A 20,797-nucleotide genomic window follows, 5' to 3' on the forward strand; every position below is an offset into this window, starting at 1 on the left:
CTCTCTGGAACGGTTTTCAGGCCGGCCAACGCGTACATCCGCGCCAGCCGACCCAAGTGTCAGGTTTGGCAGTCTTCAGAGTCAGGCCTTCCACCAGCGTTCGATGGCCTTGTACCCATCAAGCGACCAGTTTGCGGCCACGTCTTCGCCATGCTGCACATCGGCGCGGCGGGCATAGACAAAATTGCGGAAGAACGGGATCACCGATCCGCCCTCGTCGCGCAAAATGACCTGCATGTCACTGTACATCTGAGCACGCTTGGCCTCGTCCAGTTCCGAACGTGCGGCAATCATCAGCTGGAGGAATTTCTCACTGCTGAACTGGCTCTCGTTCCAGTCACCTGTATACGCGGTGGCAAAGATCATATCAGGCACAGGGCGGGCGCCCCACGAGCTGGTGAAGAAGGATTTTTTCATCCAGACATCCGACCAATAGCCATCACCTGGCTCACGTGTCACCTTGAGGTCGATTCCCGCCGGAACCGCGTGCTCACGGTACAAAGTCACCGCATCCACAGCTCCGGCAAATAGCGAGTCTGACACGCTCAACGAAACGCTTAGGCTGTCCAAGCCAGCTTCTTTCAGGTGGAACTTGGCCTTGTCCGGGTCATAAGCGCGCTGTTCGATTGACGGATCGTGGAACGGCATTGAAGGGGCAACTGGGTGGTCATTCGCAACCGCTCCGTGACCGCGCAGCACCTGTTTCACGAGCGCTTCACGATCGACACCGTATTTCAGCGCAAGACGCACGTTGTTGTCGCTGAACGGTGCCTGCGAACTTTGCATCGCAAAGGTCGGGTGGAAGCCGCCCGAGATCGACTCGATCTCGACGTTCTTGTCGCGCCCCAAGAGGCCAAGCGTCTTGTACTCTGCCGACTGAACAGCATCGATTTCGCCGGTGACCAGCGCGGTCGTGGCCGCACCGCTGTCCGAGATCAGCAGCAGTTCGACAGTATCGAAATTGGCCGCGCCTTCTTTCCAGTAGTCGGGGTTGCGCTTCAGCACGGTTTTCACACCCGGCTTCCAGCTTTCAAGCGTGTAGCCACCGGTACCTGTGCCCGACAGATCCAGTTCGCCATCCTTGCCGACAGGCATGATCTGGAAGTGGTAATCCGACAGGATAAACGGGAAATCTGCGTTAGGGGACGACAGCGTAAAGACAACCTCTTCCGCGCCTTCGGCGGCAATGCTTTCGACACCCGCAAGCAGCGACTTCGCACCCGAGGTCGACTCTTCACCACGGTGCAGGTTGAGCGAGGCAATCACATCTTCCGACGTCAACGGCTTGCCGTTGTGGAAAGTCACGCCCTGACGTAGTTTGAACACCCAGGTCTTAGCGTCGTCCGAGGCCCAACTCATTGCCAGTTCCGGCTTCAGCTTGTTGTCCGCGCCGATCTCAGTAAGGTTGTTACGAAGCGCCCAACCGACCATGATTTGCTGTGCACCGCTGGCCTCAGCCGGGTTCAACGTGTCGCTGGTACCGCCCTGACTGACTGACAAACGGAATGTGCCGCCTTTTTTCGGCTGAGCTTGAGCGGGCCGTGGCACTTGCGACAGGCCGATCAGCGCTGCTGACCCCGCCAAAAAGCCACGGCGGCCGATGTTCAGGGTTGATCCAAATTTGGTCACTTAAAGTTCCTCCCTTTCAAGTGTTTGAAGAGTTTGCCCGCCGTTGGGCGGTCGCGCGTTTGATGGTCGGCATGAACTTCGCGAAAGCGCTGCAATTTGCGTGCCGTAAAAACAGCCCAAATCGCACTTGTTGGCGCGAACCAATCTGCACGCCACTTGTGATGGCGGCGCATGGAGAAACGAGACTGCCATTGTATTGTGGTTGTTGCGACGGGCGTCTGCACTTCGCTGTCGCTAGCTGAGTGATCCGGGCAGTTGGGGCACCAATAAAATTCCACACTGTATTAGATGCAGGCTGTTGAACCGCGGGGAGCGCGTTTGCCATGTACATTCCTTCTCTGTTCGCCGCGAGCAGATGCCGCGGACGCCCAAGATTTGAGTCCGGTGTTTGAAGCACAGATATGAGCTGAGAGAACGAAAGGCTCCCTTACGTCAACAGGACGCTTAAGTTCAGTATTGTCAGAGAATGAATTATTTCAATTTAATAATAGTACGGTTTATGTGAAGCCATTTCACCCAAGAAACCCTTGTCGACTAGGTCTCCCTACCAAGAAATGTCAGGGTGCGAAGGCGCCGAAAAAAGATGCATGTGATAGCACATTTTTCCTTCGGAAAGCGCGCTCTTCTGATACCGCAAAGCCGGACAACACCTACACTCCAACAGCTCATGAAACATGCGATCTGATGCGCCTAGTAACTCAAACCCAAATCCCAGATAAATCATTAAAAACGAAATGTTGGCCGCGAAAAACTGAGAAGCCTGCAGGAACGCCCAGAGTTGAAGACCTTTCACTCAACAGAGCAAAAAACTAAATACGCCAACCAGATCAAATGACTTGTCCGCTCGTGTAGCTTCTTGCCGAAAAGCAGCCTCTTGGACGGGGTCTAAATTCCGTGTACCCAGGCCCGATGGGCGTTCAAAAGGCTTCCCCCGCTTAGAGGCACAGTCGATTTACCGAACAATGCGCTGCCCGGCGCAGAGTGTTATTCAGGCGGTATCCAACGCACTCGATATCGATTGTTGTAAGTGGACCTGCCCATCGATGAAGTTGCCGGAAAAGCAATATGTCAACGCAATAGGTCAGCCCCACCCAAGTGGTCCGGTTTGAATGAAACAGCATGATGCACAGCATTCCCTTTGCGAAACGGAGAACTCATCATCCCCTTTCAACCCTTCCTTCAAATAATTTAGACATTGACGATACAAGTTTGTCGGGCTTCCAAACAACCAAGAGGGGCAGCGAAACCGCCGCCCCAGTGCGAGACAAAACCACAGTTCTCAGCCGCTATGACGTGAAACTCAATTGCTTCAACTGGCCAACTTGAGGGGATCAGGAACCTGAAGCAACGCACCAATACAACGCCCTGTATCGATCATTCGGTTCGAGAAACCCCACTCATTGTCATACCAGCTGACCACACGCACCATACCATCATTGGTTACCGTGGTCTGAGCTGCTGCAAAGCAGGAAGAGTGTGCGTCATGGTTAAAGTCGATCGAAACCAAAGGATCTTCTTCGAAGGACAACACACCATTCAGCGCGCCATTCGCTGCCTCCTTGATCGCCATATTTACCTCGTCCCGAGCGACCTCGGTTTCGGGCATGAATGATAAGTCAACTAGTGACACATTCGGTGTTGGCACGCGAACGGCAGAACCTTCCAGCTTGCCGGAAAGCTGTGGCAGCACCAAAGAGATTGCGCGCGCCGCACCGGTCGAGGTTGGTATCATTGACATAGAAGCCGCCCTCGCACGATAGAGATCTTTGTGGGTCGTGTCGTGACTCGGCTGATCACCTGTAAAGGCGTGGATTGTCGTCATGTAACCTGTCTTGATGCCGAATGCCTGATCCAGAACCATCGCAACCGGGGCCAGACAATTTGTGGTACATGACGCATTTGACACGATCAAATCATCCAGCGTCAGGTCTTTATGGTTTACTCCATAGACAACGGTACGATCAGCATCTTCACCCGGCGCCGAGATCAACACGCGCTTGGATCCGTTCTGCAAGTGCCGCGCAGCTTGTTCGCGTGACGTGAAAAACCCCGTGCATTCATAGGCGATGTCCACATCTCCCCAAGGCAACTCTTCAGGGTTCCGACAAGCCGTTAGCCGGATATTTTGATCTCCAACGATCAATAGGTCGCCTTCGATACGCACGAGGGTGTTCAAGCGACCATGCACACTGTCAAACTTAAGAAGATGTGCAATCGTCGCCGCAGGTGCCAGATCGTTAATTGCAACGATCTCAATGTCGCTGTCACCGCGTTCCAGTAGGGCCCGCAAGACTCCGCGCCCTATCCTTCCGAACCCGTTGATGGCAATCTTGATGGTCATGGTCTACGTCTCCTTTTTCGTTTCGCGCAAACAGCTACTGAACGAAATGTTTGCGCTAACAATTTAAGCCGAACTACGCCACATCAGGTATGATCTTCGCGATGGTCCATCACGGTTTCCGGCTGCAGTTCAAGTTAAGGTTTCAAGCCCTTTCGGCGGCAAGACCGCTAAGGACAAAATCGGCCGTGGTCGGGCTATTGGCAAAAGGCAGGTCATACACAATTGCCAAACGGCTAAGCGCCTTGACATCCACGTCATGCGGCATCGGCGACAAAGGATCGATAAAAAAGATGATCGCGTCCAACCGCCCTTCGCAAATCATCGCACCAATCTGCTGATCTCCGCCCAAGGGTCCGCTTTTTAGACAAGTGACATCCAATTGAGGCAGGGCTTCCTTGATACGTGCACCAGTCGTGCCCGTTGCAAACAGGACCGCATTCTGCATTTGCGCCAAATGATCCCTAGCCCAGACAACCAATGCATCCTTCTTGGCGTCATGTGCCACCAAGGCCAGTCGAAGATATCTACCGGATAAACTGGTCGACATAATCTGCCCCCAATCCCACTTTTTCATAGTGGCTTCGGCACATCTCGATCTTGGTAAAGACGTCCTCGTAACCCATCGTTTTACCCCATGGGTCGACGTAGAGCATCACGCCATTCACCTGGAAATAGGTGATCATCTCTTCAACATCATCTGGAACAACCAGCGTGTGTGTCTCGCCTGGTGGCTCATAGACATAACCACCCTCGCGGGCCTCCCAGTCATGTTCGAGATAGTGCCACCGGCCCTTCAATACAAAGCCATGTACAGGTTGCGGGTGGCGATGCCGTGAAAGCACGCCAGCCTTGCGAACGCGCAATAGGTTCATCCAATAGCCCTGCGAACGGTTCAGACACAGCGGTCGAAAGGACACGCTCGGGGTTTGTGGCACCCAAATACGCTCGTCCTCGGCAATGGCCTGAGGGATAACAATCTCCTCCTGCGCATCGCTTGGAAACGGCAACTGATATGGCATTCTCGGATCTTCGTCAGTTCCTTGTACGGGCATGGATGCCTCCTCCTTACATTGCAGAATAACCGCCATCGACGGGGTAGACGGCGCCGGTTACAAAAGCGGCCTCCTCCGACAATAGCCAAGCTGCCAGCGCGCCCACTTCGGTTGGCTTTCCCCAGCGGTTCATTGGGGTACGGCCTAGTATTGGGCCATTTCGCGTCGGATCTTCGCGCAAAGCACCAGTCATTTCGGTTTCGATCCACCCCGGGGCCACAGCGTTCACACGAACGCCTTCTGAGGCCCACTTTCCGGCCAGCGCTTTGGTCAGTTGCGCCACGCCGCCCTTGGATGCGGAATAGGCTGGCACCAGAGGGCCACCAAAATAGCTCAACATAGACGCAGTATTTACGATGGCTCCACCAGAAGAGGCTAACAAGGGATGGGCCGCCAGGCAGCAGCGCATTGTACCGTTGAGGTTGATGTCAATGACCGCCTCGAACATCTCAATGTCGTATTCAGCTTCCCGAGCCAAGATACCTGCGCAGTTGACCAGACCATCAAGGCTGTCGAACTCGGAAAACAACTTGTTGACGGCTTCGGCATCGCGAACATCAAGCTGTACACAAGTATCCTCAGGGTGCTCTGCGGCATATGCCGCGACCTCATCTTCTCCCACCCCAGTGGCCGTGATCATCCAACTTTTCTGGCGCAGAACATCACCGATTCCAGCACCAATTCCCCTTGTACCTCCAATGATAACAGCGTGTTTCATCCGTCACTCCTCTTCGGCTAGAAACGACTCGACCGCCTCTTTCCGCGGCATCGGGGCCACCGCACCATAGCCTTGCGTCGACAGCGCCGCCGCGGCATTTGCATAGCGGGCAGCTTTGAAGGGGTCGTCCCCCATTGAGATCCGAGCCAGAAAGGCACCATCGAATGTATCACCGGCGGCAGTGGCATCCACAGCCTCGACCCGGCGGCCTTTGACACGCTCGCGTTTCTCAGGCGTTGCGACAAGCGTACCTTCGGCTCCAAGCGTAAGGGCAACAATCCTCGCTCCAAGAGCCAGATAGAAATCGGCGATGGCTTCCGGATCGGACAAGCCGGTCAACTGCTCGGCGTCATCCAGACCCGGAAGCGCAATATCACATTGTGCCATCGCCGCATGGGTTACAGCCCGAGCCCGCTCTATCGGCCACAGTTTCAGGCGCAGGTTGGTGTCATAGGAAACCAACCCTCCCGCTTCTTTCACGACACGAATAGCCTCGAACACCGCATCTGCAGCAGTGTCTGAAATGGCCTGACTGATGCCCGAAACATGCAGAATGCCCGTCGACTTCAAGGTCTCGATCGGCAAATCCGCAGCTCCCATCCTACTGCTGGCTGATCCTGCGCGAAAATAGCTGAACTCGTGTCCGTTTTCGCCATGGGTCACAAAATAGACGCCAGTATGGGCGTCCGCGACTCGTGTGACCGTCGATGTATCCACACCTTCTTGCGTCCACAAATCCATGAACGAGTTGCCGAACGTATCGGCACCAATATGTGTCACATATCCAACCGACGCCCCTTGCCGAGCCGCCGCGATGGCACAGTTCGATGTGTCGCCACCATGTCCGGGAAGATATTTTCCGTCGGGCTGCTGGTTAAACTCCAGCATCGGTTCACCAAGGCACAGAATATCAGGCGTCATGTTGATCTCTCGTCTGTAAGGGAGCCGCGCCCGAAGGCGCGGCCCGGGAGGGTTTTCTATTCGGAGGTATAGCTTTGCCCAACGCCCTGGATCTTCCAGATGCGGAAGTTCGGGATTTCCGGGTCGTCAAAGTTCATGTCGCCATCAACCCAGACATGCAGGTGATTGGAGACCACATACATCTCGCCATCCGGGCCCCAGGCCAGGGTGTCGGGCCAGTTCATCTCGGGGTGATGCACGAAACGGCTGACCTGACGAGTGCTTTCGTCGAACTTCATGATGCCGTCCAGCGACAGGGCGGTCATGTAGATGTTGCCCGCATTGTCGGCGGTCATCCCGTCGGTGTTCGACGGCAGCACGGCGGCGACCTCGACCGCGTTTTCGATCACGGTTTCATTGGCTTCGAAATCGCGCAGCACCTCGGCCGGCAGGCTGTAGAGGTGGTTGCCGGTCAGGTTGGTCCAGTAGACCGTTTCCTTGTCGCCCGACAGCGCAATGCCATCGGCGCCGGTGCGCATGCCGCCATTCTTCAGCACCGGACGGTTGTCGATGTTGAAGAAGAAGTTCGGTTCGTCATTGGTAAACCGATGCTGGTCCAGGACGCGGCGCACGGAATTGGTGTTGCTGTCATAGACGATCAGCCCGCCATGCAGCGGATCACAGAAGATGCCGCTGTCCGCGATATAGGCGTAGCCGGTGTCGTTATCGACCGCCAGATCGTTCAGGAACGAACAGTTTTCATCCGCCTCTTCGTTGGAGAAGACATAGCGCTGCACTTCCTTGTTCGCCTTGATGTCCCACAGCACCAGCTTGGCGTCGCCGTTCTGGTAGGGCGGACCCGCCACATGACCCTGATCCAGGATCCACATCACGTCATTGCGGTCGATCTCGAACCCCAGCACGGCCTTCAGACCGGCGGCATTGGCGATGTCGTTCATTTCTTCGCTGGGAAAGGCTTCGAGTTCCCAGGTGTCGCCGTTCTGGACCAGTTTGGACAGGGTCGACGGGATCTCAGGTCCGCCCCAGCGTGCGGTCGAGACATAGATGTTGCCCGCGCTGTCCACCTTGGCGCCCTGAACCAGCGCTTTTCCGTGGATTTCGCTCCCCTCCCAAGCAGCTTTTGTGTCAGCGTCCTTGACCGCATAGGGCAGACTGTTCCATTCCACGACCACCTCGGGCTCGGCCGCGAGCGCCGAGGTCGCCAGAATGGCAGTCAGGGCCACCGTGTTGAGCATTCGTTTCAGCATGTATTCCTCCCTTGCTGATGTTTTGGCGTCCCGCAGGTCGTTGCAGCGACCTGCGGGACACGTCTTTCAAAGATTAGATCCGGCCGTATTTCGCCAGACCTTCGCGCAGCGAACCGCTTTCGATGATCAGGCGGGCCTGTTCGGCTTCGCGTTCATCAATCTCGCGCGCCAGTTCCAGGACCGCTTCGGCATGGTCGCGCGGCACGGCGACGGCGCCGTCCACATCGGCCACGATAATGTCGCCGGGATGCACGATCACACCGCCCATATCGACTTCGACATTGGACGCCAGGGTCTTGATCCGGCCCAAGGTGGTTCCCGGGGACACGCAGCGCGAATAAACAGGGAAGTCATAGTCGCGCTTGATTTCCACCAGATCGCGCACGCCGCCGTCCAGCAGGGCGCCTTCGTGTTTGTTGGCCACGGCGCCAGCGGTCATCAGACCACCCCACAGCGCCACATCGGTGGTGCCATTGGTCGAGATCACGATCACCGAACCGGCTTCGGATTCGTCAATCGCGTCCAGCGCGTGCTGGGGCGGCAGGAATTCGTCGGTCGAGCCCTCCAGGATGGTCACAGCCGGGCCAACGATCTTCTTTTCGTTGATGCGCGGTTTGAACGCGGCGGGCAGGAAGCCGGTCTTGCCTGCGATCTTGTCCACGGCGTCCGCGACCGAGGCGGTCGCCGTCTCGCGGAAACCCGCTACCAGTTCTTTGGTGTTCATTGTCATATCCTCATTGATCAGGAGTTGTGAAAGGAAACAGCTGCCAGCGCCGCCTTGATCTGGGAGCGCGCCAGTGCGGTGTCGTCTGCTTCGAGCGCGCGGGCGGGCAACAGGTTGCCGCCCATGCCCACACAGACGGCGCCCGCATCCAGATAGGACTGCGCCGTTTGGGGGGAGACACCGCCCGTCGGCATCAGCGCCACTTCGGGAAAGACCGATTTCAACGCTTTCAGAAAGCCCGCCCCCCCGGCGGCGTCGGCTGGAAAGATCTTGACCACCTGCGCGCCGGCATTGGCGTGATGCAGCACCTCGCCCGGGGTCATTGCGCCCGGCAGATACGGGGTTTTCGCGGCCAGAACGACCTCGGCGGCGGCCTCGCTCCAACAGGGGGAAACGACGAATTCCGCCCCCGCATCCAGCACCGCACGGGCCTGTTCGGCGTCAAACACGGTCCCTGCCCCGGTGGCGATATCCGGATAGGCCTTGCGCAGATCGGCGATCAGATCGGCGGCGCCCGGCACGGTGGTGGTAATCTCAAGCGCACGGATCCCGGCCTCGGCCAGCAGGTCACAGGCCTGACGCGCAATGCGCGCATCCCCGTGCCGGATCACCGGTACAACCCGCGCCGCGCGCAAGCGGTCAACCATATTCATCGCCGCTTTCATCACGGATTCACCCAGTTGCGCGGCGCTTCGCCCGACAGAACGCGGTCCACCTCGGCGGCGGCGTTGCTTTGCAGCACCTCGACAGACCGCTCCGAATACCAGGCCGCGTGATCGGAAAGCAGCGTGTTGGGCGCATGCAGCAGCGGATTGTACTGCGCCACCGGTTCAGCCTCGAACACGTCAATGCCCGCGCCGAACAGGCGTCCATCCTTAAGCGCGGCGGCCAGCGCGGCCTCGTCCAGCAGCCCCCCGCGCGACACGTTGATCACGATCGAGGTCGGTTTCATCAGCGCGATCCGGTCGGTGTTCAGGATATGGCGGGTTTCCGGCGTCAATGGCGCGTGCAGGCTGACCACGTCGGCGCGGCGGCACAGATCGTCGATATCGGCCAGCTCCACCCCCGCCGCAGCGGCCGCCTCGGGCGGCAGATAGGGATCAAAAACCAGCACGGTTTCAAACCCCAGCGCACGGAATTTCTCGGCCGCTTTCAGCCCGATCTTGCCACAGCCGATCAGACCCAGCACCGCGCCTGCGCGGCTGGGGATCATGGCGGCCTGACCGATGCCCCACGCCCCTCTCCTCACCTCGCCATCGCGGGTGGCGATCCGGCGTTGCACCGCCAGATACAGGGCGACCGCATGTTCGCTGACCTCGTGTTCGGCGCCGTAATCGGGCACATTCGCGACCTTGATCCCACGCGCGCGGGCATGGTCGAGGTCGATATTGTCGACACCCACCCCATAGCGGACGACGACTTTCAAATTCGGGCAGGCGTCCAGAACGGCCGCGTCCACAGTGCGTTCCCGCACCAAGAGCGCGACCGGGTCCAGCGCCAGCAAGGCCGGGACCGCCGGAACATCCGCGCCGATCGGCGCAATTTTGGCGTCATGCGCGGCCAACACCCGTGTTTCGGTGTCATAGGCGGCATAACCCGGTTCCAATACGGCAATGGTCGGATGTGTCATCTGACGGTCCCTGGGCATGGTTTATTGCGCTTTGTAAGCGGCGACGGCAGCGTCGAGGCGATCCGGCCATTCGGCGCCGATCTCGCTCACGATGTATTCGCGCACGGCAGGCTGGGCGGCGGCGCGGAACTTGGCCTTCTGCTCGGGGCTGACCGGGACCACTTCCATGCCTTTTTCCGACAGGATCGCGGTTGCGTTGGCGTCCTGCGCCGCGGTCATTCCACGGTGGATGGTTTTCGAGATCTCGACACACTGGCTGACGGCCGATTTCTCACCATCGGTCAGGCTCTCGTAGAACATGTCCGACATCAGGTAGGCGTGCCAGCTGAACACGTGCCCATCCAGCGAGACGTATTTCTGGTGCTGATAGAGCGAGGCGTTGACAATGTTGGTCACGCCGTTTTCCTGACCGTCCACAACGCCCTGCTGCAGCGCGCCCGGCAGTTCCGGCCAAGGAACCGGAGTGGCGGAAGCACCGAGGCTTTCCACCAGTGTCACCCAGACCGGCGCGGTCATGACGCGCATCTTCAGGCCTTCCATATCGGCAGGCTCGGCCACGGGTTTGACGTTGTTGGTGAAGTTGCGCACGCCGTTGTCGGCCACGCCAAAGCTGCGGATGCCGGTCTTGGCCAGCATGTCCGCGTTCAGCGCGTCGCCGAATTCGCCGTCCATCACCGACCACGCCATGGCCTGATCGTCAAACAGGTAGGGCATCGCCAGAACCGAGAAGGGCTTGTACACGGCCGAGATCGGACCATCGTGGATCGCTGCCATCTGCACGGTGCCCAGCTGCAGGCCTTCCATGATTTCTGAGCCACCGCCCAACTGCGACGCCGGGAAAATCTGGACATCAATACCACCGGATGTCTTGCCCTCGACGCAGGCCTCGAACGCCAGCGCAGCCGCGTGTTTGGGTGAGCTCAGGTCAGCCGCCTGAAAGTGTGCGTATTTCAGTTCCTTGGCCGAGGCAGCGCCCGCGGCGGTCATTGCGATGGTCGCAGTGGCGATCATCAGTTTCGACATGGTTTTCATGAGGTTCCTCCCTTTCATGTCAGTTCGCAAATCCAAAGAAGTTGGGGACAAAGGTGCTGATTTCCGGGACCAGAATGACCAGCAGCAGCACCACGAGCTCTGCCAGAAGCAGCGGCAGAATCGCGCGTGACAGACCTTCGATTTTCAGTTGACCGACCGTGGCGATGACGAACAGCACCGGCCCGACGGGGGGGGTGATCATGCCAATGGTCAGATTCAGCACCAGCATCATCCCGAATTGCAGCGGGTCGATCCCGGCCGAATAGGCAATCGGCCCCAGGATCGGCGTCAGGATGATCAGCGCCGGCAGCGTGTCGATGAAGAAGCCGCAGATCAGCGCGAAACCGGCCAGGATGAACAGGATACCCAAACGGTTTTCGGTGATCTGGGTGATCAGCTTGGCCAGCTCCTGCGGGATCTGCAGATAGGTCAGCAGCCAGGCGAATATCGACGCCATTGCCACGATCAGGAACACGGAAGAGGTGACCACTGCGGCCCGCACAAACGCGCCATAGAGCGCCGGCAGGGTAAAGGCCCGCATGACCACGCCCAGCAGCAGGGCATAGGCCGACGCGACCGCCCCTGCCTCGGTCGGCGTGAACACGCCGCCCAGAATACCGCCCAGAATGATCGCGGGCATGATCAGCGCCGGCAGCGCCCCCAGGCTCGCGCCACGCAACTCACCCATTGTGGCGCGCGTTTCGCGACCCCGATAGCCGTGGCGCGTCGACACCATGTGGTTTGCCACTGCCAACGACAGGCCCAGCAGGATGCCCGGCACGATGCCCGCCAGGAACAGGCCCGCAACGGTAACGCCCTTGGTTGAAATCGCAAAGATCACGGCCAGGATCGACGGCGGGATGATCGGCCCGATGGTCGCCGTCGCCGCAGACAACGCGCCGGCATAGTTCTTTTCATACCCAGCCTCGCGCATCATCCGCATGACGATGGCGGATGGGCCCGCCGCATCAGCCAGGGCCGAGCCGCTGATGCCTGCAAACAGCATCGACACCAGGATATTCACATGACCTAGACCGCCGCGAACATGACCAACCAGCGCATTGGCAAACCGAAGCAGCGCACGGGTCAGCCCACAGGCGGTCATTAGCTCGGACGCGAGGATAAAGAACGGCACCGCCATCAGCGGAAAGCTGTCGATCCCCGCAAACATCCGCTGAGTCGCCACCAGTGGGTTCAGCCCGCCGTTGATGAAGATTGCCGACAACCCAGCAATGCCCATGGTGAAAGCTACCGGCACCCCCAGAAACAGGGTCGCGAAGAACAAGATGATCAGAGTCTTGGCCATCTGTTTACAACCCCATCTCGAAATCCTGTGCAACGAAGCGCTTGGCGAAGAAAACCAGCTGGATCAGGAAAAGCCCGCAACCGATCGGAATGGCCAGATAGGGAATGCCGCGCGAAATACCGGTCGACATGGTTTCCTTGTTCCAGCCGAACTCGACGAATTTCACACCCAACCACAGCATCGTCGCCATGAAGGCAAACATCACCAGCACGATGCCCCAGCGCAGCCCCCGCGCCACCGCCGGAGGCAATGCGTCTGGGAAAGTCATGATGGCCACCAACCGCCCTTCTCGCAGCGCCAGGCCTGCCCCGCAGAACGCTCCCAAAATCATGAGGTGACGCGCGGTTTCCTCCACCCAGGCAAAGGACACGCCAAAGCCGTAACGCCCCACGACATTTGCAAACACGATCACGAAAACCGCTGCCAGTGAAACCGCGACAAGCGCCCGGTTAAAGTGAACTATCCAAGTTTCCAACCTATCCAAAGTCGCCCCTCCCGATGCGTCTTCGCTGTGGGAATTAAAACTGGCATACAGTATGCCACGTGTCAACGCTGACATATTGTATGCCAATCATGGAGGTGATAAAGTTTTCATGAGGAGAGCCGCATGACACTATTTAACCGACCAAAATCATTGACAGAATTAGTGACCGAAAATTTGAGGGATCGCATTGTGAGTGGAGAGTTCGACCTTGGTGAACAGCTCTCAGAAGCTCGAATCGCCAAAGACATTGAGGTAAGTCGGACACCGGTAAGAGAAGCCATCAACCGTTTAGAAATGGAAGGTCTGCTCACCGTCGAACCGCAAAGGGGATCGTTTGTTTTCAGCCTGAAATCTGACGAACTGGCAAAACTCTGTGATGCACGCGTTTGTCTCGAAACTGCAGCACTAACCCACGCAATTCGAGAACGGCCCGAAGACTTGGCCACTGCTCTGAGCGCTTGCGTTGATCGGATGGGTGCGGCAAGGAAGCTGGGCGATGACGTCGAGTATCTAGCCCTGGACACTGTTTTTCATCAGAGCTTTTTTGACTACTCGGACAACAGATTCCTGAATGATGCTTACCAGACGATCGCCCTGAAAATGGCAGCCCTTCGCAATAGGCTGGGCAAGCATCCGGATCACATGGCCAAGTCGTTTCGAGAACACATCGAGCTGGTAGAAGCCGTCAAAGAGCGCGACACGCAAAAGGCGCTCGAAATCCTAACAGCACATATCGATCGTAAAGAAGGCTCATATTGGAGCGATGCGACAGAGGACAGCTGATCCGCTACCATTCGTCCAGCGTCACCCAGTGTTTGAAAACTCACACTAGGTAAAGCTGCGGCAGGCCAACATGCTGTCGGCCTCAATTTCGAATGCGAGCCTTTGAACGTTGATGAAAGCGAGGTGCTCAGGCTTGATCTGAAGCGCGATCTCCTCGCCAGGTTGACGGACAGACATGGGCCGACTGGGCACTTTCATGGGTTATCCCGAACATTCGCCCAAAAATGGTTTCTAGCGTGTATGGAACCTAATTGCCCAGTTAGGCGGCAAGAGTAACAGAGGCATAAAACTAGTGATCAATCACTCACACTTTGAACAAGATACCGCTGACTGTAGAGATTTTATCACGTGCCATTGCCCGCTGACTATCATCCACCTTTGCGCCTTCGAACAGTTTGTCCAACGTGAACTCTAAGTGGCTGATAGCTTCCTCAGAAGACATCGGCTCAGGTTGAAGCGCGGCCCGCATCCAAAGACCGTCAATCATTGTTGTCAGATTGAAGGCGATTTTCTCGGCCAGAGACGAATCAACCAAAAACCGCAAGCTGCTCATAAGATTGCTGCGCATTCTGGAATGGATCACTGTTTGTATGCGCTCATATTGTGGATTTTGCGGCACCTCGGCGCAGAGACAAACCCAAGCATGACAGACTTCTCTTTGAAAGACTGTTGGGGCGAAGTTGCCATAAATAATTGCGTAAAGGCGCTCCCACGACGAGTTGCTATGACCAAACAACACGGTTACATTCTGTTGTGTAACTGCATTTGACTCTCGCAACACCGCCTCGAAAAGTGCTTCCTTTCCAGAGAAGTAGTGCTGAAGAATACCTTTCGACAACCCCGCTTGCTTTGCAACTTTGTCAAAAGTGGTGCCCGAGATCCCATGCTTTTTTAAGACGTCGAAAGCCGCCTCTGTCAGCTGCTTGCGGCGTATGATCTTGATCGTCTGCTTTCGCATGAAGACGGGCCTTCTCCCAAATTGCAATTAAAAAATTTTACCACCTAAGAAGTAAAAAACAAACACTATTGACAAATTTTCCACCACACCCGCAAAATACCGTCAATCGTACTGCTTTTTGGTGCGAATATATAATATGGTCAAACTGACCACCAACAACCGGAGGTTTCCAAATGAACATCCCATCCAAAGTCACTACAGGTCTTGCTGCTACGGCCATGGTGCTGATCAGCCAGGGCGCTGCCATGGCGGACCCAATCAAAATCGCTATCAACGAATGGACTGGACAGCATATCTCAGCCCATTTCGCAGGTGCGTTGTTCAAAGAGCTGGGACATGACGTCGAGTTCATTACTGCTGGCGCTGTACCACAAATCGCCGCGCTGGCCGAAGGCAGTTTGCATTTCCAGCCCGAACTTTGGACCAACAACGTTGGCGACATCTATCCCAAAGCCATCGAGAGCGGCGACATCAAAGTGGTAGGAGGCCTTGGACTTGAGCCCCAAGAGGGCTGGATCTATCCGCCTTACATGGAAGAGATGTGTCCGGGCCTGCCCGCATACGAGGCATTGTATGATTGTGCGCAGGCTTTTGCAGCGGCCGACACCTTTCCGAACGGTCGCCTGATCACTTATCCGGCAGATTGGGGCACTCGGTCTGCAGACCTGGTCGAGTTGATTGACCTACCCTTCAAACCTGTGCCTGGTGGATCCGAAGGCGCGATGCTGGCTGAGCTAAAAAGCGCGGTCACGGCCAAGCAGCCGATCTTGATGATGATGTGGCAGCCACACTGGGTCTTCGCCGAAACCGAGGTGAACTGGGTCCAATGGGACACTCCGCATGGCGACTGTGACGAGGCCAACCAAAAACGCGGTGAAGCTTGCGGCTTCCAACAGGCCAGCGTTGAAAAGATCGTCTCGAAGGGGTTCGCCGAGACATACCCTGATGCGATGAAGCTGGTCGAACAGATGAGCCTCTCCAACGAGGTACAGAATGCGCTGATCCTCGAGGTCGACCAGAAAGGGCGCGAAGTCGAAGAAGTAGTCGCCGAATGGATGTCTGCCAATGCTGATGTCTGGCAGCCCTGGATCGCGGCCGCCAAATAAAACTCCTTGACTAGATGGAGCGCATATTCTGCGCTCCATCCTTCTTTGAAAGCTTCCCGAAATGACATCATCGCCTTCTCAAACCGCCCCCAAACTCTCTTGCAAGAACGTCTGGAAACTTTACGGCGCAGGTGCAGAAAAGCACCTTGGGCAGGTAGATGCCTCAAGCCTGGATGATGCTACTGCAAAGTCGCTCGCCCAGAGCATACGGGAAAAGGATGGTATCGTTGCTTCCTCCAACGTCAGCTTTGATGTCATGCCCGGAGAAATCTTTGTCATCATGGGGCTATCAGGCTCCGGGAAATCCACCATCGTACGGTGCTTGTCGCGCCTGGTGGAACCAACCGCTGGGGAAGTCCTTTTGGATGGTCAGGACCTTTTGAAGGCGTCCGGCAAAGAGCTTATCGACATTCGTCGACACAAGATGGGCATGGTTTTCCAAAGTTTCGGTTTGATGCCGCACCTGAACGTTTTGGAAAACGTTGCATTCCCCTTGAAACTACAGGGGATGGACGCGAAGGAACGTCTTGCACGAGCAGAAAGGGTGATTTCTCTCGTTGGGCTTGAGGGGCGCGAAGACAGCTTCCCCAGCCAGCTGTCGGGCGGGCAACAACAGCGGGTTGGCATTGCGCGTTCACTCGCAGTCGAACCCGAAGTCTGGTTCCTGGACGAACCTTTCAGCGCGCTGGATCCACTGATCCGCCGCCAAATGCAGGACGAATTCCTGCGCCTGCAACAGGAGTTGCACAAATCCATCGTGTTCATCACCCACGACTTCCTCGAAGCACTGCGAATTGCTGACCGGATGGCAATCATGAAAGACGGTGAGGTGGTGCAGATTGGCCGCCCGGTTGATCTGATCCTGAACCCGGTCAACGACTACGTCCGAGAGTTCACCAATGATGTACCATGGGAACTGATCTTGACCGCTGGCGACGTTGCATCCGATAGCACTCCGCCCCCAGGCATCAAAGAAGTCTCGGCCTCTACCAACGTGGCCGAGCTGCTGCCCTACCTCGCGTCCCATGACACCGGTGTCGCCGTTAAAAACGATGACGGCACACTGATGCACATGACCAGCCAGAACGTGATCGCTGCACTGGCCAGCGGTGTGTCCGACGCCTCGGCTGTGAAGGACTGAGCTTATGAACAAGTTCTCTGACAGCACGTTCCCGATGTGGGTCGCGGTCACCTTGACCGTTGCCGTTTGCGTGGTCTTTGCAGACTCTCTAGACCTGCTTGTCACATTCCCAGAAGCATTGATCCTTCCCGTTACAGACCCGATGAATGCCGCGATGCGCTGGTTCGTCGACAGTTTCGGCTGGACCTTCAAGGCGATTTCTTGGGTACTTGACTGGCCAATATTGGCCGCCAAATCCGTCTTGCATGCCGTACCCTGGGCTGCGTGGCTGGTACTTGCGGTCTTCATGGCCCTACGGGCAGGCGGGATCGGTCTCGCTCTCTTCACCTTGCTAAGCTTGATTTACATGGTCAGCTTCGGGTTCTGGGAACAGTCGATGAACTCGTTTGCCCTGGTGGTAATCTCAATCCCAATGGCGGTTGCGTTGGGGTTTGCGGTCGGCACATGGGGCTTCCGGTCGGACCGAGCCAACCGTGTAATCATGCCGGTACTGGACCTGATGCAGACCGTACCCGCCTTTGCCTACCTCCTACCGATCCTGCTTCTGTTTGGCTTTGGCACAACGGTTGGGCTTGTGGCCTCAGTCCTGTTCGCCTTCCCGCCAATGGTGCGCAACACGATTGTCGGCCTCCGGGGAGTTCCCGACGAAGTCATCGAAAGCGGTTTGATGAGCGGGGCGACCCCCTCGCAACTGTTCTGGCGCGTGCGCGTCCCCACAGCACAGCGACAACTTCTCTTGGGCGTGAACCAAACCACGATGGCCTCGCTGTCTATGGTAATCATTGCATCGATCATCGGCGGCACCAACGATATCGGCTGGGAAGTCCTTTCGACCATGCGCAAGGCTCAATTTGGCGAAAGCCTGCTTGCCGGTATCGTGATCGCCCTAATGGCGATGGTTCTCGATAGGATCACATGGGGCTTTGCGATGCGCTCTCAGGTCCGCTCCGCAAGAGCCGAGATTGGTTGGCTTCCATTCGCAGGTCTGTTTGTTGGGGCCATCGGCCTGTCTTTCATCGTCCCTGCGCTGGCCGACTGGCCTAAAACCTGGGCTCTGAACCCGGCTCCCGCGATGAATGACGCGCTTGAATGGGTCTTTGTCGAATTCCGCAGCGCTCTGGAAGCAATCAAAACCGCTGCGTTCTTCTTCGTGATGCTGCCAATCAAAATCGGCCTGTCTCAAGCTGTCAGCCCCTTTACCTGGGGATTTGCAATGACCCCGCCGGTTATCGCTGCTTACGCAGCAGTCGTAGCGGCTCTGGCCCTGCTGCTGTTCCTGCGTGGCCGCAAATTACAGGCGTTGTCGCTCATCTTGTTCTGTCTCGTACTGTTTGTCGGCCTGACCGGACTAGCGTGGGTAGCAGCCGTTGTTATCATCCTGGCTCTGGCCTGGCAGGCAGGAGGGCGCGGATTGGGAGTTTGGTCCCTCGCCGGTCTGTCGTTCCTCCTGTTCACCGGCGTCTGGGAAGCCTCAATCGTGTCGATCTACCTCTGTGGCGTGGGCGTTTTAGTCGCCTTCACTCTTGGCAGTGCCATCGGTATCTGGGCTTCGGAGAATGCCATCGTATCACGTATCGTACGCCCGGTCATCGATACGTTGCAAACTATGCCACTCTTCGTGATCCTCATTCCTTTCGTGATGATCTTCAAGATCGGCGAGTTCACTGCGCTTCTGGCAATCGTTGTCTACTCAATCGTACCCGCGATCCGCTATACCGAACACGGCTTGCGAAACCTGTCCCATGACGTGATCGAAGCCGCGACCGCCATTGGCACCACGCGCAGCCAGCTCCTGTGGCAAGTCAAGCTGCCCCTGGCCGTACCGTCGATCATGCTGGGTCTGAACCAGACCATCATGTTTGGTATCTCGATGCTGGTGATCACCGCATTGGTCGGTACCGATGACCTTGGACAGCAAATCTATATAGGCCTGGGCGACGGTGACTTTGGCGTCGGCATGACGGCCGGACTGGGAATGGCTATTATCGCAATGATTGCCGACCGCATCACCCAAGGGTTCAGCAAACAGGTTCAGGCGCGCCTTGGCGTGTCTGCCGCCACCCCACTCTGACCACAAGAAACAACGGGAGGCGCCAATGGAAGACGCCATTCTTGATCCGATGTCCTACCTTGAGCTGTGCTATCTCTCGGCGAATGACGCTCTAGTCGCCTTTCGCTCCGGCGACCTCAAGCCCAGCAATTTGGTTGAGGCGCTGATCAGGCGGATCGAACAGGTTAATCCGCTAGTGAACGCGCTGGCCGACACTTATTTTGACGAGGCCCGCGCACAGGCCCTATCAGCTGATGCGGCATACGCGAACGGTTTGGCCCAAGGTGCCCTGCTCGGCGTACCGGTGTTGGTCAAGGACGCGCAAAGGGTGAAAGGTAAGCGGACAACACACGGTTCCCTTTTGCACATGGACGCAGCGCCGGACAAAGTTTCTGATCCGATGATTGAACGACTGCAAGATGCCGGCGCGATTATCCTCGCGCGGACCACAACCCCCGAGTTCTGTATTTCGGGTGTCTGTCGCAGCTTGGCGTGGGGCAATACGGTCAATCCGTTCAACCCTGATTTCGGCACCGGAGGGTCTTCGGGCGGGTCCGGCGCTGCCGTGGCTGCCGGCTTTGCCCCAATTGCGACGGGAACGGATATTGGCGGCTCGATCCGCATTCCTGCAAGCTGCTGCGGGGTCGTCGGGTTCAAGCCTCCGCACGGGCGCAACCCTGATGGGCCGCCAGCCAACTTTGACCGCTACAACCACTGTGGACCACTTGCCCGCACAGTCGCCGACCTCGCGCTGGTTCAGGATGTTGTTTCTGGTGCCCATCCTCGGGACCATGACAGCCTGCGTGACAAAGTGGATCTGCCGCGTCGCGCAGGTCGTCTGGACGGTGTGAAAATCGCCTTCTCCATGGATCTTGGGTATCGCCCGGTAGATGCAGATGTTCGCCGCAACACACTTGCCGCATTGCAACAGTTCCGCGCGCTTGGGGCCGAGATCACCGAGATTTCGGTACCTTGGTCCGAGGCTTGCGACGACGCGGCGACACACTGGTACAACACGATGCATTACCTTCGGCAGGCGTCGTGGGCGGCAAAAAACAATGCGGAGAACCTGAACGACTATACCCTTGCAGCCGCCAAGGGCGTTGCAGCGACCACGCTGGATGATGTCTCCCGTTCGTGGGATGTTCAGCATGAGATGTACCAGTTCTTTGGTACATTGATGGAGAGCTATGATCTCTTCGTGTGTCCGACTACTACAGTTCCTGCCGTGCCCGCCGACCACGATGCCACCTCGCAAGACTTCCAGATTGAAGGAGTTACTGTTGACCCGGAGTACGGTTGGGTGCTGACACATCACTTCAATATGCTGCACCATTGTCCCGTCATGGCCGTTCCCAGTGGGTTTGCCCAAACGGGTGTGCCAACCGGCATTCAGATCGTAGGTCGTACCTTTGACGATGCTTCCGTATTCAGAGCCGCGCTGGCATTCGAAAAACAGTCCGGAGGTTGGCTCTCTGAAGCAAGCCAAATTCCGATGATGGACTAGGAAAAGCGGTTAGTGCAAACTTACGCAATCGCCATTCGGGCGATTTCGCTAGCTAAACAGTCCCTCGGAATCGACGGGCATTGAACACCAGATAAGGCAAGAACCAACAAGCTTGGCACTACTCCGGTCGTTCTAGAAAAACGCGGACTGCTCTGTCAGAAGCCGCGG

Annotated in this window: 19 protein-coding genes; 5 read left to right on the top strand and 14 right to left on the bottom strand. The window is 57.1% G+C overall.

Translation table 11 applies throughout. The annotated features are described in order from the left end of the window. Window positions 1-81: 81 nt before the first annotated feature. The 13 genes from NNA36_RS15575 to NNA36_RS15635 all read right to left on the bottom strand — a co-directional run bounded on the left by NNA36_RS15575 (window position 82) and on the right by NNA36_RS15635 (window position 13,012). On the bottom strand, window positions 82-1,629 hold the full coding sequence (locus NNA36_RS15575; protein WP_255108695.1) for an ABC transporter substrate-binding protein: 1,548 nt from the start codon (window positions 1,627-1,629) through the stop codon (window positions 82-84). A gap of 1,309 nt (window positions 1,630-2,938) precedes the next feature. Then, window positions 2,939-3,970, bottom strand: coding sequence for a type I glyceraldehyde-3-phosphate dehydrogenase (gap, locus tag NNA36_RS15580; RefSeq protein WP_255108697.1), 1,032 nt, complete (start codon window positions 3,968-3,970; stop codon window positions 2,939-2,941). A 142-nt stretch (window positions 3,971-4,112) separates the two neighbouring features. After that, window positions 4,113-4,517: a methylglyoxal synthase gene (locus NNA36_RS15585; protein ID WP_255108699.1), complete on the bottom strand. Its 405-nt coding sequence runs from the start codon at window positions 4,515-4,517 to the stop codon at window positions 4,113-4,115. Continuing rightward, a complete protein-coding gene (locus NNA36_RS15590) occupies window positions 4,495-4,989 on the bottom strand; it encodes a 2,4'-dihydroxyacetophenone dioxygenase family protein (protein WP_255108700.1) in 495 nt (164 codons plus the stop codon). Before NNA36_RS15590 ends, NNA36_RS15585 begins: the two co-directional genes overlap by 23 nt. A 46-nt stretch (window positions 4,990-5,035) precedes the next feature. After that, window positions 5,036-5,740: an SDR family NAD(P)-dependent oxidoreductase gene (locus NNA36_RS15595; RefSeq protein ID WP_255108701.1), complete on the bottom strand. Its 705-nt coding sequence runs from the start codon at window positions 5,738-5,740 to the stop codon at window positions 5,036-5,038. Window positions 5,741-5,743: 3 nt separating this feature from the next. After that, entirely contained in the window at window positions 5,744-6,661 is a 918-nt protein-coding gene (locus tag NNA36_RS15600; protein ID WP_255108702.1) for a sugar kinase, read from the bottom strand. A gap of 56 nt (window positions 6,662-6,717) precedes the next feature. Then, entirely contained in the window at window positions 6,718-7,908 is a 1,191-nt protein-coding gene (locus NNA36_RS15605) for a major royal jelly family protein (protein WP_255108703.1), read from the bottom strand. A 73-nt stretch (window positions 7,909-7,981) separates the two neighbouring features. After that, window positions 7,982-8,632, bottom strand: coding sequence for an RraA family protein (locus tag NNA36_RS15610; RefSeq protein ID WP_255108704.1), 651 nt, complete (start codon window positions 8,630-8,632; stop codon window positions 7,982-7,984). Between the two features lie 17 nt (window positions 8,633-8,649). After that, the gene (locus tag NNA36_RS15615) at window positions 8,650-9,279 is read right to left on the bottom strand and encodes a bifunctional 4-hydroxy-2-oxoglutarate aldolase/2-dehydro-3-deoxy-phosphogluconate aldolase (protein WP_255108705.1); all 630 of its coding nucleotides are present in this window, start codon (window positions 9,277-9,279) and stop codon (window positions 8,650-8,652) included. Between the two features lie 17 nt (window positions 9,280-9,296). Further along, entirely contained in the window at window positions 9,297-10,262 is a 966-nt protein-coding gene (locus NNA36_RS15620) for a C-terminal binding protein (RefSeq protein ID WP_255108706.1), read from the bottom strand. Between the two features lie 21 nt (window positions 10,263-10,283). Continuing rightward, window positions 10,284-11,294, bottom strand: a complete 1,011-nt coding sequence (locus tag NNA36_RS15625; RefSeq protein WP_255108708.1) for a DctP family TRAP transporter solute-binding subunit — start codon at window positions 11,292-11,294, stop codon at window positions 10,284-10,286. Between the two features lie 19 nt (window positions 11,295-11,313). Further along, window positions 11,314-12,600, bottom strand: coding sequence for a TRAP transporter large permease (locus NNA36_RS15630; RefSeq protein ID WP_255108710.1), 1,287 nt, complete (start codon window positions 12,598-12,600; stop codon window positions 11,314-11,316). 4 nt (window positions 12,601-12,604) lie between these two features. After that, the gene (locus NNA36_RS15635) at window positions 12,605-13,012 is read right to left on the bottom strand and encodes a TRAP transporter small permease (RefSeq protein ID WP_255108712.1); all 408 of its coding nucleotides are present in this window, start codon (window positions 13,010-13,012) and stop codon (window positions 12,605-12,607) included. Between the two features lie 195 nt (window positions 13,013-13,207). Between NNA36_RS15635 and NNA36_RS15640 the strand changes: the two genes are divergently transcribed. Further along, complete coding sequence (locus tag NNA36_RS15640; protein ID WP_255108714.1) at window positions 13,208-13,867, top strand: GntR family transcriptional regulator; 660 nt, start codon at window positions 13,208-13,210, stop codon at window positions 13,865-13,867. Window positions 13,868-14,171: 304 nt separating this feature from the next. On the opposite strand, the gene betI is transcribed toward NNA36_RS15640, so the two are convergent. Beyond that, window positions 14,172-14,825, bottom strand: a complete 654-nt coding sequence (gene betI, locus NNA36_RS15645) for a transcriptional regulator BetI (RefSeq protein ID WP_255108716.1) — start codon at window positions 14,823-14,825, stop codon at window positions 14,172-14,174. 173 nt (window positions 14,826-14,998) lie between these two features. Here betI and NNA36_RS15650 point away from each other — a divergent pair, with 173 nt between their 5' ends. The 4 genes from NNA36_RS15650 to NNA36_RS15665 all read left to right on the top strand — a co-directional run bounded on the left by NNA36_RS15650 (window position 14,999) and on the right by NNA36_RS15665 (window position 20,629). Continuing rightward, window positions 14,999-15,931, top strand: a complete 933-nt coding sequence (locus NNA36_RS15650; protein ID WP_255108718.1) for an ABC transporter substrate-binding protein — start codon at window positions 14,999-15,001, stop codon at window positions 15,929-15,931. A gap of 61 nt (window positions 15,932-15,992) precedes the next feature. Continuing rightward, entirely contained in the window at window positions 15,993-17,072 is a 1,080-nt protein-coding gene (locus tag NNA36_RS15655; protein WP_255108720.1) for a glycine betaine/L-proline ABC transporter ATP-binding protein, read from the top strand. Window positions 17,073-17,076: 4 nt separating this feature from the next. After that, on the top strand, window positions 17,077-19,143 hold the full coding sequence (locus NNA36_RS15660) for a proline/glycine betaine ABC transporter permease (RefSeq protein WP_255108721.1): 2,067 nt from the start codon (window positions 17,077-17,079) through the stop codon (window positions 19,141-19,143). 25 nt (window positions 19,144-19,168) lie between these two features. Beyond that, complete coding sequence (locus NNA36_RS15665; protein WP_255108722.1) at window positions 19,169-20,629, top strand: amidase; 1,461 nt, start codon at window positions 19,169-19,171, stop codon at window positions 20,627-20,629. Window positions 20,630-20,797 lie beyond the last annotated feature (168 nt).

Origin of the sequence: Shimia sp. CNT1-13L.2 (assembly GCF_024331145.1) — a bacterium.
In the GTDB taxonomy this organism is placed as follows: Bacteria; Pseudomonadota; Alphaproteobacteria; order Rhodobacterales; family Rhodobacteraceae; genus Shimia.

Bases quoted from the DNA above. Each gene is read 5' to 3' on its own strand.
- NNA36_RS15610 (WP_255108704.1), bottom strand. From the start codon at position 8,632: ATGAACACCAAAGAACTGGTAGCGGGTTTCCGCGAGACGGCGACCGCC.
- NNA36_RS15615 (WP_255108705.1), bottom strand. From the start codon at position 9,279: ATGGTTGACCGCTTGCGCGCGGCGCGGGTTGTACCGGTGATCCGGCAC.
- gap (WP_255108697.1), bottom strand. From the start codon at position 3,970: ATGACCATCAAGATTGCCATCAACGGGTTCGGAAGGATAGGGCGCGGA.
- NNA36_RS15660 (WP_255108721.1), top strand. From the start codon at position 17,077: ATGAACAAGTTCTCTGACAGCACGTTCCCGATGTGGGTCGCGGTCACC.
- NNA36_RS15585 (WP_255108699.1), bottom strand. From the start codon at position 4,517: ATGTCGACCAGTTTATCCGGTAGATATCTTCGACTGGCCTTGGTGGCA.
- NNA36_RS15655 (WP_255108720.1), top strand. From the start codon at position 15,993: ATGACATCATCGCCTTCTCAAACCGCCCCCAAACTCTCTTGCAAGAAC.
- betI (WP_255108716.1), bottom strand. From the start codon at position 14,825: ATGCGAAAGCAGACGATCAAGATCATACGCCGCAAGCAGCTGACAGAG.
- NNA36_RS15620 (WP_255108706.1), bottom strand. From the start codon at position 10,262: ATGACACATCCGACCATTGCCGTATTGGAACCGGGTTATGCCGCCTAT.
- NNA36_RS15630 (WP_255108710.1), bottom strand. From the start codon at position 12,600: ATGGCCAAGACTCTGATCATCTTGTTCTTCGCGACCCTGTTTCTGGGG.
- NNA36_RS15605 (WP_255108703.1), bottom strand. From the start codon at position 7,908: ATGCTGAAACGAATGCTCAACACGGTGGCCCTGACTGCCATTCTGGCG.
- NNA36_RS15640 (WP_255108714.1), top strand. From the start codon at position 13,208: ATGACACTATTTAACCGACCAAAATCATTGACAGAATTAGTGACCGAA.
- NNA36_RS15590 (WP_255108700.1), bottom strand. From the start codon at position 4,989: ATGCCATATCAGTTGCCGTTTCCAAGCGATGCGCAGGAGGAGATTGTT.
- NNA36_RS15595 (WP_255108701.1), bottom strand. From the start codon at position 5,740: ATGAAACACGCTGTTATCATTGGAGGTACAAGGGGAATTGGTGCTGGA.
- NNA36_RS15625 (WP_255108708.1), bottom strand. From the start codon at position 11,294: ATGAAAACCATGTCGAAACTGATGATCGCCACTGCGACCATCGCAATG.
- NNA36_RS15650 (WP_255108718.1), top strand. From the start codon at position 14,999: ATGAACATCCCATCCAAAGTCACTACAGGTCTTGCTGCTACGGCCATG.
- NNA36_RS15600 (WP_255108702.1), bottom strand. From the start codon at position 6,661: ATGACGCCTGATATTCTGTGCCTTGGTGAACCGATGCTGGAGTTTAAC.
- NNA36_RS15665 (WP_255108722.1), top strand. From the start codon at position 19,169: ATGGAAGACGCCATTCTTGATCCGATGTCCTACCTTGAGCTGTGCTAT.